Below are 13317 nucleotides of genomic sequence, written 5' to 3'. Positions count from 1 at the left end.
GATGGGAAGGCGACGGCCCCGGTGGCTTTCGCCTACCGGGGCCGTCGCCCTCGAACTGTGCGGACCTTAGGCGGCGTCGTCCGCGCCGGTGGCGGCGGTGCCGCCGAGGTCCGCCGGGACCGCGTCCGGCACGGCGTCCGGCCGGTCCGCGCCCCGGAAGACGAGCTTGGACTTGTCGATGTCCTCCGGGTCGCCCTCGCAGTCCACGACCACGATCTGACCCGGGGTCAGCTCGTTGAACAGGATCCGCTCGGACAGGTTGTCCTCGATGTCGCGCTGGATCGTGCGACGCAGCGGCCGCGCGCCCAGCACCGGGTCGAAGCCCTTCTTCGCGAGGTACTTCTTCGCGTTGTCGGTCAGCTCCAGACCCATGTCCTTGTTCCGCAGCTGGGACTCGATCCGGGCGATCATGATGTCGACGATCGACAGGATCTCGTTCTGACGCAGCTGGTGGAAGACGATGGTGTCGTCGATCCGGTTCAGGAACTCGGGCCGGAAGTGCTGCTTGAGCTCGTCGTTGACCTTCTGCTTCATCCGGTCGTAGTTCGACTCGGAGTCCTCAGAGGCCTGGAAGCCCAGCGACACCGCCTTGGCGACGTCACGCGTACCGAGGTTGGTGGTCAGGATGATGACCGTGTTCTTGAAGTCCACGATCCGGCCCTGGCCGTCGGTGAGGCGCCCGTCCTCCAGGATCTGGAGGAGCGTGTTGAACACGTCCGGGTGGGCCTTCTCGATCTCGTCGAAGAGGACCACCGAGAACGGCCGGCGACGCACCTTCTCGGTCAGCTGCCCGCCCTCGTCGTAGCCGACGTAGCCGGGAGGGGCACCGACGAGCCGGGACACCGTGTACCGGTCGTGGAACTCCGACATGTCGAGCTGGATGAGGGCGTCCTCGCTGCCGAACAGGAACTCGGCGAGCGCCTTGGACAGCTCGGTCTTACCGACGCCGGACGGGCCGGCGAAGATGAACGAGCCGGAGGGGCGCTTCGGGTCCTTCAGGCCGGCCCGGGTACGCCGGATCGCCTTCGAGACCGCCTTGACCGCGTCCTCCTGGCCGATGACGCGCTTGTGCAGCTCGTCCTCCATGCGCAGCAGGCGCGAGGTCTCCTCCTCGGTCAGCTTGTAGACCGGGATGCCGGTCCAGTTGCCGAGCACCTCGGCGATCTGCTCGTCGTCGACCTCGCTGACGACGTCCAGGTCACCGGCCTTCCACTCCTTCTCCCGCTGCGCCTTCTGACCCAGCAGCTGCTTCTCGGTGTCGCGCAGCTGAGCGGCCCGCTCGAAGTCCTGCGCGTCGATCGCGGACTCCTTGTCGCGGCGCACCTGGGCGATGCGCTCGTCGAAGTCGCGCAGGTCCGGCGGCGCGGTCATCCGGCGGATCCGCATCCGGGCGCCGGCCTCGTCGATCAGGTCGATCGCCTTGTCCGGCAGGAACCGGTCGGAGATGTACCGGTCGGCCAGCGTCGCGGCGGCGACCAGCGCGGCGTCGGTGATGGAGACGCGGTGGTGGGCCTCGTAGCGGTCCCGCAGGCCCTTGAGGATCTCGATGGTGTGGGCCAGCGACGGCTCACCCACCTGGATCGGCTGGAAACGACGCTCCAGAGCGGCGTCCTTCTCCAGGTGCTTGCGGTACTCGTCGAGCGTGGTGGCGCCGATGGTCTGCAGCTCACCACGGGCCAGCATCGGCTTGAGGATGCTGGCGGCGTCGATCGCGCCCTCGGCCGCGCCCGCGCCGACGAGGGTGTGGATCTCGTCGATGAACAGGATGATGTCGCCGCGGGTGCGGATCTCCTTGAGCACCTTCTTCAGGCGCTCCTCGAAGTCACCGCGGTAGCGGGAACCGGCGACCAGGGCACCGAGGTCGAGCGTGTAGAGCTGCTTGTCCTTCAGCGTCTCGGGCACCTCGCCCTTGATGATCTTCTGGGACAGGCCCTCCACCACGGCGGTCTTGCCGACGCCGGGCTCGCCGATCAGCACCGGGTTGTTCTTGGTGCGGCGGGACAGCACCTGCATGACCCGCTCGATCTCCTTCTCGCGCCCGATGACCGGGTCGAGCTTGCCCTCGCGGGCGGCCTGGGTCAGGTTGCGGCCGAACTGGTCCAGCACGAGGCTGGTCGACGGCGCGGCCTCACCCGGGGCGGCACCGGCGGCGGCCGGCTCCTTGCCCTGGTAGCCGGAGAGCAGCTGGATGACCTGCTGGCGCACCCGGTTCAGGTCGGCGCCCAGCTTCACCAGGACCTGGGCGGCGACGCCCTCGCCCTCGCGGATCAGGCCGAGCAGGATGTGCTCGGTGCCGATGTAGTTGTGGCCGAGCTGCAGCGCCTCGCGCAGCGACAGCTCCAGCACCTTCTTGGCCCGCGGCGTGAACGGGATGTGCCCGCTCGGCGCCTGCTGGCCCTGGCCGATGATCTCCTCGACCTGCTGACGCACGCCCTCCAGGGAGATGCCGAGGCTCTCCAGGGCCTTTGCCGCGACACCCTCACCCTCGTGGATCAGGCCCAGCAGGATGTGTTCCGTACCGATGTAGTTGTGGTTGAGCATCCGGGCCTCTTCTTGGGCCAGGACGACAACCCGTCGCGCTCGGTCGGTGAACCGCTCGAACATGCCCTCGTGCTCCTCACGTGCCGTGCGCCTTGATGGTCAGATCTCGGCGGGGCCGGTGCGCGGACGTCCGGGACGGGCGTCCGTGCCTCCTTACTCTATCGCCGCGGACCGTCTCCGCTGAGGTCGTGTGCCCCCGCGAATGACCGTTCCGACGTCGTTTCTGACAACCGTCCACGCTCAGGAGGTGTTCCGGGGCCCCTGCCTGTACGCGCAGAGCGAAATTCGACCGGCGCCCGAACGGCCGGTCGAGTGGACCGGAGGCGGCACCGATGCGTCCGCCGGGTCGTCCACAGCCTGTGGATGAACTCTCCACCGCCTGTGGACAACCACCCCGGGCGGGGATTTCTTCCCGGCGGCGCCGCCCCCGCGCCGGGATGGGCCGGACCGGACATCCGGCACCGCCGGGGACGGCGGGGCGCAACGGTGGTCCCGGTACGGAAACGGCGACGCCGGCCCGGAGTCGCACTCCGGTCCGGCGTCGGCGTCGCCCGTGACGAGGGTCGGGTCAGTGCCCCGCCTTCGCGTGGTACTCGTCCACGATCTCCTGCGGGATCCGGCCCCGGTCGGAGATGTCCTTGCCGGCCTTCTTGGCCCACTCGCGGATGGCCCGGTTCTGCTCGCGGTCGGCGGTCGCGCCGCCCCGGCCCCGAGCGGCCCGGCCGCCCACGACCACGCCCCCGCGACCGACCTTCGTTCCGTTCGCGATGTACGGCGCGAATACGTCGCGCAATTTCCCGGCGTTGGAAGCGGAGAGGTCGATCTCGTACTGCACGCCGTCGAGCGCGAACTTGACGGTCTCGTCAGCGTCCCCGCCGTCCAGGTCATCGACCAGCTTGTGAATGATCTGCTTGGCCACGTCCCACATTCCTTTCGAGCAGGGTTGTACTCCTGCAATACACCGAGCACAATAACCCGTCCGGCGCTTGTTCCGTCAATAGGACGGGGTAACGAGCCGGAGAAGGCTTGCGGGGAGCGCCTACTCGGGCCGGACCAACGGGAACAGGATCGTTTCCCGAATTCCGAGTCCCGTCAGCGCCATCAGCAGCCGGTCGATTCCCATTCCCATGCCGCCGGACGGCGGCATTCCATACTCCATCGCCCGGAGAAAGTCCTCGTCCAGCCGCATCGCCTCGTCGTCGCCGCGCGCCGCGAGCTGCGCCTGGGCCACCAGGCGCTCCCGCTGCACGACCGGGTCGACCAGCTCCGAGTACGCGGTGCCCAGCTCGAATCCGAGCACGTAGAGGTCCCACTTCTCGGCCAGGCCCGGCTCGCTGCGGTGGGCCCGGGTCAGCGGGCTGGTCTCCTCCGGGTAGTCCATGACGAACGTCGGCGCCTGAAGGGACGGCACGACCAGTTCCTCGAACAACTCCTCGGCCAGCTTGCCCGGTCCCCACTTCGGGTCGACGGAGAGACCGACCTTGTCCGCGTACTCGACCAGGCGCGCCCTTTCGGTGCGGACGGTGACCTCCTCACCGAGCGCTTCGGAAAGAACACCGAACAGCGTCACCGACCGCCACTCGCCGCCCAGATCGAACTCGCGCCCGTCGGCGTGGGTCACCACCGTCGAGCCGGCGACCGCCACCGCGGCCTGCTGTACGAGATTTCGGGTCAGCTCGGCCATCGTGTGGTAGTCGCCGTACGCCTGGTACGCCTCCAGCATCGCGAACTCGGGCGAGTGCGAAGAGTCGATGCCCTCATTACGGAAGTTGCGGTTGATCTCGAAGACGCGGTCCACGCCACCGACGACCGCACGCTTGAGAAACAGTTCCGGCGCGATTCGCAGATACAGATCCGTGTCGAGCGCATTGCTGTGGGTCACGAATGGGCGTGCCGCCGCCCCGCCGTGCAGCAGTTGCAGCATCGGGGTCTCGACCTCGACGAAGTCCTGCCCGTGCAGGGTGTCGCGCAGACTGCGGACGGCGGTGGCCCGGGTGCGGACCATCTGCCGGGCCTGCGGGCGGACCACCAGGTCGACGTAGCGCTGGCGGACCCGGGACTCCTCGCTGAGCGGCTTGTGCGCCACCGGCAGCGGGCGCAGCGCCTTGGCGGTGACCGCCCACTCCTCGGCGAGAACGGACAGCTCGCCACGGCGGCTGGTGATCACCTCGCCGGTCACGCCGACGTGGTCACCGAGGTCGACCAGGCGCTTCCAGTCGGCCAGCCGCTCGGCGCCGACCCGGTCCAGCGAGAGCATCGCCTGGACCTCGGTGCCGTCACCGTCGCGAAGCGTCGCGAAGCAGAGCTTGCCGGTGTTGCGAATGAAGATCACCCGGCCGGTGACCGAGACCCGGTCGCCGGTGGCGGTGTCGGTGGGCAGGTCGGCGTAGCGCTCCCGCAGCCGCGCGAGCGTGGTGGTCCGCGGGAAACCGACCGGGTACGGCTCGACGCCCTCGGCGAGCATCCGGTCCCGCTTCTCCCGGCGGACCTTCATCTGCTCGGGAAGGTCGTCGGCGGGGTCTGTTGGCAGGGCGTTCTGCTCGGTCACGGCACGCTTCCTCAAGCCTTGGGAACATCGGCGGGGTCAGCACATGAGCGTACTCAAGCGCCGTGGCGGCCGTTACGGGATAACCTGCCCGCCATGACCGACCCCACTGCGGCGCTCTCGTTCGGCGCGGCCGCGGCCGACTACGACCGGTTCCGTCCCCGCTATCCGGAGGCGGCGCTGCGCTGGGCGCTGGACGGGCTGCACGACGCCCGGGTGGTCGATCTCGGCGCGGGCACCGGCATCCTCACCCGCGGGCTCCTGGCGCTGACCGGGCCGGTGGCTCAGGTCGTACCCGTGGAACCGGATCCGGGGATGCGGGCGCAACTGGCCGCCGCCACGCCCGGTACGACGGCGCTCGCCGGCAGCGCCGAGGCGGTGCCGCTGCCGGACGGGTCGGCGGACGCGGTGCTGGTCGGGCAGGCCTACCACTGGTTCGACCGGGAGCCGGCGCACGCCGAGGTGGCCCGCGTGCTGCGCCCGGGCGGCACGTTCGCGCCGGTCTGGAACATCCGCAACGAGCGGGTCGGCTGGGTCGCGGAGCTGAGCCGGATCGCCCACCTCGGCGACAACGCGGGCGACGTGACGCAGCGGTACGCGGACTTCGGCCCCGCCTTCACCGACATCGAGGTCGGCGAGTTCCCGCACGCCACCACACTCACGCCGGACGAGGTGGTGGGCATGCTGCACACCCGCTCGTACTGGCTGACGGCCGACGCGGACGAGCGGCGACGGGTCGACACGGAGCTGGCGGAGCTGTTCGCCTCCCACCCGGACCTGACCGGCCGGGAGACGGTCGAGCTGCCATACCGGACGTTCGTGCTGCGGGCCCGCCGCCGCTGACCTCAGACGTTGCGGTCGTAGACCATGCGCAGGCCGATCAGCGTGATCATCGGCTCGTGGTGGGTGATGGTGTGGCACTCGCCGAGCACCAGCGACGCCAGGCCGCCGGTGGCGATGACCGCCTTCACGCCGCCCAGCTCCTCGGACATCCGCTCGACGATCCGGTCCACCTGGCCGGCGAAGCCGAAGTAGAGCCCGGCCTGGAGGCACTCGACGGTGTTCTTGCCGATCACCGAACGCGGGCGGGTCGCCTCCACCTTGCGCAGCTGGGCGGCGCGGGCGGCCAGCGCGTCGAAGGAGATCTCGATGCCGGGGGCGAACGCCCCGCCGAGGAACTCCCCCCGGCTGCTGACCAGGTCGAAGTTGGTGGTGGTGCCGAAGTCCACGACGATCGACGGCCCGCCGTAGAGCGTGTACGCGGCCAGCGTGTTGACCACCCGGTCCGCGCCCACCTCCTTCGGGTTGTCGATGGCGAGCTGCACGCCGGTCCGGACACCCGGCTCGACGATCACACTGGGCAGGTCGGCGTAGTACCGGTCGAGCATGGTGCGCAGCGAGCGCAGCGCGGCCGGCACGGTCGAACAGGCGGCCACGCCGGTGATCTCCACGGCGTCCCCGGCGAGCAGTCCGCGGAACATCAGACCCAGCTCGTCCGCTGTGGAACGGGCGTCGGTCTTGATCCGCCACGAATGCACCAGCTTGTCGCCGTCGAAGGTCGCCAGCACGGTGTTCGTGTTTCCGATGTCGATGCAGAGCAGCACAGCGGCAGCCTAGACGTCGCGCAGGTCGAGGGCGATGTCCAGGATCGGCGAGGAGTGGGTGAGCGCGCCGACGGAGAGGAAGTCGACGCCCGTCGCGCCGTACTCGGCCGCCATCGGCAGCGTCAGCCCGCCGGTGGCCTCCAGCTCCGCCCGGTCGCCCACCGACGCCACCACCTCGCGCAGCTGCGCCGGGGTCATGTTGTCCAGCAGCAGGAACCGGGCGCCCGCCTCGACCGCCTCCACCGCCTCGGCCGGCGTGTCCACCTCGACCTGCACCGCGAGGTCGGGGAACGCCTCCCGCACCCGGCGGAACGCGGCAGCGATCCCGCCCGCCGCGACCTTGTGGTTGTCCTTGATCATGGCGACGTCGTACAGGCCCATCCGCTTGTTGGTGCCGCCACCGGCCCGGACCGCGTACTTCTCCAGCGCCCGCAGGCCCGGCGTGGTCTTGCGGGTGTCCAGCACCATCGCCTTCGTGCCGGCCAGCGCGTCGGCCCAGGCCCGGGTGTGCGTCGCCACCCCGGACATGCGGGACAGCAGGTTCAGCGCCGTCCGCTCGGCGGTCAGCAGCAGCCGGGTCGGGCCGGACACGGTGGCCAGCACGTCACCGCGCGCCACCCGCTGCCCGTCGTGGGCCACAAGCGAGACCTCGACCGTACGCCCCGCGCCGGTCACCTCGCCGACCAGCTCGAACACGGCGGCGGCGACGGGCAGCCCGGCCACCACGCCGTCGGCGCGCGCCACCAGATCGGCCGTGTCGTGCTGCTCGTCCGGGATGGTGGCCACGCTCGTGACGTCGAGGAAGCCGGGCCCCAGATCCTCGTGCAGCGTGTCGACGATGACGTGCCGGACGCGCTCCGGGTCCAGGCCGCCGTCCCGCAGCGCCCGCTCCGTCGACTCCCTCATTGGTTGATCTCCTCCCAGCGCTCGGCCACCCGGCCGTCCGTGCCCACCTCGGCCACCAGGTGGCCCAGCCACCGCTCGTCGGCGGTCGGGAAGTCCTCCCGCCAGTGGCAGCCCCGCGTCTCCTGGCGCGCGTACGCGGCCGCGACCAGCGTCGACGCCACCGTGAGCAGGTTCGTCGCCTCCCAGTCGGCGGTACGCGGCACGCCCCGGCCCGCGCCCAGCTCCGTGAGCGTGGCGGCGGTGGCTTCCAGCGTCCGCGCCGACCGGAGCACGCCCGCGCCCCGGGTCATCGCCCGTTGCAGCTCCGCCGTGCCGGCCGCCGGCACCAGCGCGCCCGGCCCGCCCACCCAGGCGCCGGTCTCCGCCGGGCGGGTCTGCTCGGGCAGCCCGGCGGCGATGTCCTCGGCGATCCGGCGGGAGAAGACCAGCCCTTCCAGCAGCGAGTTGCTGGCGAGCCGGTTGGCGCCGTGCACGCCGGTGCAGGCGACCTCGCCGCAGGCGTACAGGCCGGGGATGGAGGTACGGCCGCGCAGGTCGGTCCGGACGCCGCCGGAGGCGTAGTGCGCGGCCGGCGCGACCGGGATCAGGTCGGTCGCCGGGTCCACGCCGATGGCCAGGCAGGACGCCACGATGGTGGGGAACCGCCGGGCCAGGAAGTCGCCGCCGAGGTGCCGGGCGTCCAGGAACACGTGGTCGGCGCCGGACGCGAGCAGCACCCGGTGGATGCCCTTGGCGACCACGTCCCGGGGAGCCAGCTCGGCCAGCTCGTGCTGGCCGACCATGAAGCGCTTGCCGTCGCCGTCGACCAGGTGGGCGCCCTCGCCGCGCAGCGCCTCGGACACCAGCGGCTGCTGGGCCAGCCCCGCGCCCGGCCCGCCGGCCGGCACGATCAGCGCGGTCGGGTGGAACTGGACGAACTCCACGTCGGTGACCGCCGCGCCCGCGCGCAACGCCAGCGCCACCCCGTCCCCCGTGGAGACCGCCGGGTTGGTGGTGGCGGCGAAGATCTGCCCCATCCCGCCGGTGGCCAGCACCACCGCGCGGCCGAGGATCGCGCCGACGCCGTCCTCGCTGCCCTCGCCGAGCACGTGCAGCGTGATGCCGCAGGCCGGGCCGAGCCCGCCCGGCCCGTCGCCGGGTGCGCGCAGCAGGTCCAGCACCAGGGCGTGCTCCACCAGCCGGATCCACGGGTCGCGGCGGACCGCGTCGTGCAGCGCCCGCTGCACCTCCGCGCCGGTGGCGTCGCCGCCGGCGTGCACGATCCGGTCGGCTCGGTGGCCGCCCTCCCGGGTCAGCATCAGCGAGCCGTCCGGGTTGCGGTCGAACTCCGCCCCGATCCGCATCAGCTCACGCAGCCGGGTCGGGCCCTCGGCCACGAGCGCGCGGACCGCCGCCGGGTCGCAGAGGCCGACCCCGGCCACCTCCGTGTCGTACGCGTGCGCGTCCGGGGTGTCCGCCGGATCCAGTACGGCGGCGATCCCGCCCTGCGCCCAGCGGGTCGAGCCCTCGTCCATGTCGACCTTGGTGACCACCGTGACGTGCAGCCCGGCCTCGCGCAGGTGCAGCGCGGCGGTCAGCCCGGCCACGCCGGAACCGACCACGATCACGTCTGTCGTCTCCACCCAGCCGGGGGCGGGCGCGGCGAGCAGCCGAGGCAGCGCCGGCAGGTCGACGGTGGGTACGTCCATGAGCACAGTCAACCCGAAGCGAACTCGGCTCGGGCGCCGGGGGCGTGACGAGTGCGCTCGGCTACCTCGTCCGGCGCGGGAGGGCGGCCGGTCCGGCGCCCTTCAGAGAGGTGGTCACCGTACGGTCGCTGAGCCACAGGTAGCAGCGCACGCCGCGGTCCCCGACCGCCCAGCGACCGGCCGCCGGCGGGCGGACCACCACGTCGCTGCGGTAGCGCAGGAACGCGTCGGCGGGCACCCTGGCGTACCGGGCGATCACGCCGAAGCAGCCGTCGTAGAGCGGCACCCAGTCCTCCGGCTTCTTCGGGTACGGCCGGTCCGGCGCCGCCCACACGCCGACGAACTCGGCGTCGTGCGCGACGGTGCAGTCGACCGGGGTGAGCCGCTGCACCCGGCCCGCGTCCCGCCCGGTGCGCTGGCAGCCGAGCCGGAGCGGGGAGGGTGTCTTGAGCGCGTCGCGCAGGCTGCCCGTCCGGGTGACCACGGTGGCCGCCGCCTCGACCGTGGTCAGCTCGGTCAGGTCGCACCGGTACCAGCGGGAGCCCGCCGTCCAGCCGGCGCCCGTCGGCACCGCCACCGCCAGCCGGAGCCGCCCGGCGCGCCAGTCGTCACCCACGTACCCGGCGGCCCGCTTGTCGCAGTCGGAGAACGCGGTACGCAGCTCGGGTGAGGTGAGCGGCGGCGGGTCGGGCCGGTCGGCGGTGAACGCACCGACGTGCACGGTCTCCACCCGGTGCGGCAGCTCGCAGCCGACCGGCGCGTACGCGGCCAGGCCGACGCTCGCTGTGAAGTCCGCGACCTGGCAGACCTCCGCGGCCGGGGTGAACGGCCCGGGTGCGGCCATCGGGGCCCAGTCGTCGGTGAGGTCGGCGTCCAGCCCGCCGGCGCCCGCGCAGCCGGTCAGGGCGGCGCTCGCGACCATCGCGGCGACCAGGAAGCTCATCGCACGGCGCATCGCGGCCTCCCCCAGCCGACGACCGTCGATCCCCGACGGTCCGCCCAGGGTAGCCGAAAATGACCTTCCGGTGACAGACCGCGTTCCCCGCCCGTCCGCCTCGTCGATCTTGCGCTTGCCGCCCCGGCAAAACGCCCAGAAGGGGTGACGGAGGGGCCCCAACTGCAAGATCAACGGCGCGAGGCGGCGAAGGGGGTCAGCGCGCGGCGGCGGCGAGAGGGTTGGGGATGGGGGTTCCGGCGGTGCCGGGAGCTGCCGTCGTCGGGTCCGTCGACAGGTCGACGACCTTGTTGTCGGCGTCGACGTGCACCACGCGAGGGCGGTACGTGCGGGCCTCGGCGTCGTCCATCTGCCCGTACGAGATCAGGATGACCAGGTCACCGGGGTGCACCAGGTGCGCGGCGGCGCCGTTGATGCCGATCACGCCGCTGCCCCGCCGGCCCGGGATCACGTACGTCTCCAGCCGGGCGCCGTTGGTGATGTCCACGATCGCGACCTGTTCGCCGGGTAGCAGGTCCGCCGCGTCGAGCAGATCCTCGTCCACGGTGACCGAGCCGACGTAGTGCAGGTCGGCCTGGGTCACGGTGGCGCGGTGGATCTTCGACTTGAGCATGGTCCGGAACATCGGGGTGCCTTTCCGCATTCGTGGTGGGGTTCAGGGACGCGGCGCGAGGTGGATCGCCGTGTTGTCGATCAGGCGGGTGGCGCCGACCCAGGCCGCGATCAGCAGCCGGGCCGGACCGCTGACCGGGCCGGGTTCCAGCTCGGTGTCGGTGAGCACCAGGTAGTCCAGGCGGGCGTCCGGCGCGTCGAAGGCCCGGTGTGCGGCGGCCAGCACCGCACCCGCGTCCTCGCCCCGCTCGGCCGCCGCCGCACCGGCCCGCAACGCGGCGGACAGGCTCAGCGCGGTCTGCCGCTCCTCCGCCGACAGGTACCGGTTGCGGCTGGACATGGCCAGCCCGTCCGGTTCCCGTACGGTCGGCACGCCGACGATCTCGGCCGGCACGTCGAGGTCGCGGACCATCCGGCGGACCAGGGTGAGCTGCTGGTAGTCCTTCTCGCCGAAGAACGCCAGGTCGGGGCGGGTGAGCTGGAGCAGCTTCATGACCACGGTGAGCACGCCGTGGAAGAAGCCGGGACGGCTCAGGCCCTCCAGGTCCTCGCCGAGCGGACCCGGGTCGAGCCGCACGGTGGGCCGGCCCTCCGGGTACATCTCGGTCACCGAGGGCGCGAACACCGCGTCCACGCCGGCCCGGCGGCAGATCTCCAGGTCCGTGTCGAGCGTGCGCGGGTAGCGGTCGAAGTCCTCGTTCGGGCCGAACTGCAGCGGGTTCACGAAGATCGTGACGATCACGTGGCCGGCGCGCTCGCGGGCGGCGCGCAGCAGCGCCTCGTGCCCGGCGTGCAGCGCGCCCATGGTCATCACCACGCCGACCGGGCCGGCCATCGCCTCGCGGGCGGCCGCCAGTTCCTTGCGCGTGTGCAGCACCTCGGCCATCAGGCCGCCACCTCGATTCCGTCGAGCACGTTCCGCAGCGCGGCCGCGTCCGCCGGGCGGAGGCGGCCGACCGCGACGGCACGGTCCGCCGTCCGTCGTGCCAACGCCAGATACGCGGGTACGGATTCCGGCGCGGTCCGCGCCAGCCGGTCCAGATGCCGGCGTACGGTGCCCGCGTCGCCCCGCGAAACCGGGCCGGTCAGCGCGTCGTCGCCCAGCCGCATCGCGTTCTCCAGCGCGGCCCGCAGCAGCGGGGCGAGCACCTTCTCCGGCCGCTCCACCCCGGCGTCGCGCAGCCGGTCGGCGGCCTCGTTGACGAGCGTCACCAGGTGGTTCGCGCCGTGTGCGAGCGCCGCGTGGTAGAGCGGGCGGTCGTGCTCACCGACCCACTCCGGTACGCCGCCCAGGTCGGCCACCAGCCGGGCCGCGAACGGGCGCAGCTCGGCCGGGGCGGTCACCCCGTAGGAGATGCCCGGCAGCCGGGACAGGTCGTCCGGCGTACCGGTGAAGGTCATCGCCGGATGCAGCGCGCCCGGCCGGGCGCCCGCCTCGACGGCCGGGGCCAGCGCGGCGAGCCCGTGCGCGCCGGACGTGTGCGCCACCACCTGGCCGGGACGCAGCGCGCCGCTCGCGGCCAGGTCGGCGACCACGCCCGCGAGCGCGTCGTCGGGGACCGCGACGATCAGCAGGTCGGTGGCGGCGCGCGCCACCTCGGACGCGGCGCGGTGCGGGGTCTGCGGCAGCAGCAGCGCCAGCCGGGCCCCTGTCGCGCCCGAAGCGCCGGACGCGGCGACCACCCGGTGACCGGCGGCGGCGAGGGCCGCGCCCAGCACGGCGCCGACCCGGCCGGCGCCGAGGACGCCGACGGTGAGGGTACGCGGAAAGACGAGCGGGGCAGCGGTGGCCCGGGGGCGCAGCGGTGCGCTCATGGCAGCGATCCAGTCCTCGAAGGGGGTACCGGTCGATGGCAAGTATGCGCCCGGGTGACAGACCCGAAACAAGAAGGTGTGAAAACCTTCACCGACCGCCCGAAGCGGCCGCTCCGGTGGCGGGCAAACCGCCCGTTCGGGTACGTCCCGTAGGGTCGGCACGGTGACCTCCCCGCTGCGCTGGCGCGACGCGATGGAGCGGGCGCTGTACGGGCCGGACGGCTTCTTCGTCTCCGGCGCCGGGCCCGCCGCGCACTTCCGCACGAGCGTGCACGCCTCACCCGGCTTCGCCGCCTGCCTGGTGCGGCAGCTCGAGATGGTGGACGCGGCGCTGGGGCACCCGGCCCGGCTGGACGTGGTCGACGTGGGCGCGGGCGGGGGCGAACTGCTCCGGGCACTGCTGGCCCAGGCCGCACCCGAGCTGGCCGCCCGGATCAGGCCGGTAGCCGTGGAACGAGCCGCCCGCCCGCCGGGCCTGCCCTCGGAGATCGACTGGCGGCCCGACATCCCCGACGCCATCACCGGCCTGCTCCTGGCCACGGAATGGCTGGACAACGTCCCCGTCGACGTGGCGGTCCACACCCCCGCAGGCTGGCGCGTCCTCCTGGTGAACCCGAAAACCGGCCAGGAGACGGTGGGCCCGCCCCCCTC

The 13317-nt window shown here is 72.4% G+C and carries 12 protein-coding genes; 2 read left to right on the top strand and 10 right to left on the bottom strand.

The window, feature by feature from the left end; translation table 11 throughout:
* Nucleotides 1–66: 66 nt before the first annotated feature.
* The 3 genes from EAD96_RS06510 to lysS all read right to left on the bottom strand — a co-directional run bounded on the left by EAD96_RS06510 (nucleotide 67) and on the right by lysS (nucleotide 5089).
* On the bottom strand, nucleotides 67–2604 hold the full coding sequence (locus tag EAD96_RS06510) for an ATP-dependent Clp protease ATP-binding subunit (RefSeq protein WP_120572812.1): 2538 nt from the start codon (nucleotides 2602–2604) through the stop codon (nucleotides 67–69).
* A gap of 505 nt (nucleotides 2605–3109) precedes the next feature.
* The gene (locus EAD96_RS06505) at nucleotides 3110–3460 is read right to left on the bottom strand and encodes an Lsr2 family protein (protein ID WP_013288952.1); all 351 of its coding nucleotides are present in this window, start codon (nucleotides 3458–3460) and stop codon (nucleotides 3110–3112) included.
* A 120-nt stretch (nucleotides 3461–3580) separates the two neighbouring features.
* The gene (gene lysS, locus EAD96_RS06500) at nucleotides 3581–5089 is read right to left on the bottom strand and encodes a lysine--tRNA ligase (RefSeq protein WP_121683619.1); all 1509 of its coding nucleotides are present in this window, start codon (nucleotides 5087–5089) and stop codon (nucleotides 3581–3583) included.
* Nucleotides 5090–5182: 93 nt separating this feature from the next.
* On the opposite strand from lysS, the gene EAD96_RS06495 reads away from it, so the two are divergent.
* Nucleotides 5183–5929 (top strand): class I SAM-dependent methyltransferase, encoded by a 747-nt coding sequence (locus tag EAD96_RS06495; RefSeq protein WP_121683618.1) that lies wholly within the window; start codon nucleotides 5183–5185, stop codon nucleotides 5927–5929.
* 2 nt (nucleotides 5930–5931) lie between these two features.
* On the opposite strand, the gene EAD96_RS06490 is transcribed toward EAD96_RS06495, so the two are convergent.
* From EAD96_RS06490 to EAD96_RS06460, 7 genes are all read right to left on the bottom strand, one after another.
* Nucleotides 5932–6690: a type III pantothenate kinase gene (locus tag EAD96_RS06490; RefSeq protein WP_013288955.1), complete on the bottom strand. Its 759-nt coding sequence runs from the start codon at nucleotides 6688–6690 to the stop codon at nucleotides 5932–5934.
* Between the two features lie 9 nt (nucleotides 6691–6699).
* Nucleotides 6700–7596: a carboxylating nicotinate-nucleotide diphosphorylase gene (gene nadC / locus EAD96_RS06485; RefSeq protein WP_121683617.1), complete on the bottom strand. Its 897-nt coding sequence runs from the start codon at nucleotides 7594–7596 to the stop codon at nucleotides 6700–6702.
* Nucleotides 7593–9284, bottom strand: a complete 1692-nt coding sequence (locus EAD96_RS06480; protein WP_121683616.1) for an L-aspartate oxidase — start codon at nucleotides 9282–9284, stop codon at nucleotides 7593–7595. The genes nadC and EAD96_RS06480 overlap by 4 nt, the downstream gene beginning before the upstream one ends.
* 61 nt (nucleotides 9285–9345) lie before the next feature.
* The gene (locus EAD96_RS06475) at nucleotides 9346–10239 is read right to left on the bottom strand and encodes a septum formation family protein (protein ID WP_121683615.1); all 894 of its coding nucleotides are present in this window, start codon (nucleotides 10237–10239) and stop codon (nucleotides 9346–9348) included.
* 196 nt (nucleotides 10240–10435) lie between these two features.
* Nucleotides 10436–10864, bottom strand: a complete 429-nt coding sequence (gene panD, locus EAD96_RS06470) for an aspartate 1-decarboxylase (protein WP_121683614.1) — start codon at nucleotides 10862–10864, stop codon at nucleotides 10436–10438.
* A 30-nt stretch (nucleotides 10865–10894) separates the two neighbouring features.
* Complete coding sequence (panC, locus tag EAD96_RS06465) at nucleotides 10895–11737, bottom strand: pantoate--beta-alanine ligase (RefSeq protein WP_121683613.1); 843 nt, start codon at nucleotides 11735–11737, stop codon at nucleotides 10895–10897.
* The gene (locus EAD96_RS06460) at nucleotides 11737–12666 is read right to left on the bottom strand and encodes a Rossmann-like and DUF2520 domain-containing protein (RefSeq protein WP_121683612.1); all 930 of its coding nucleotides are present in this window, start codon (nucleotides 12664–12666) and stop codon (nucleotides 11737–11739) included. The genes panC and EAD96_RS06460 overlap by 1 nt, the downstream gene beginning before the upstream one ends.
* A gap of 193 nt (nucleotides 12667–12859) precedes the next feature.
* Here EAD96_RS06460 and EAD96_RS06455 point away from each other — a divergent pair.
* Nucleotides 12860–13317 (top strand): SAM-dependent methyltransferase (locus tag EAD96_RS06455; protein WP_233585492.1); only part of this gene is annotated, 458 nt, incomplete at its 3' end.

This window comes from Micromonospora sp. BL1, from assembly GCF_003667485.1.
GTDB classification, from domain to species: Bacteria; Actinomycetota; Actinomycetes; order Mycobacteriales; family Micromonosporaceae; genus Micromonospora; species Micromonospora tulbaghiae.
Note: the sequence above shows the minus strand (reverse complement) of the source record. Positions and strands in the feature narration are given on the sequence as shown.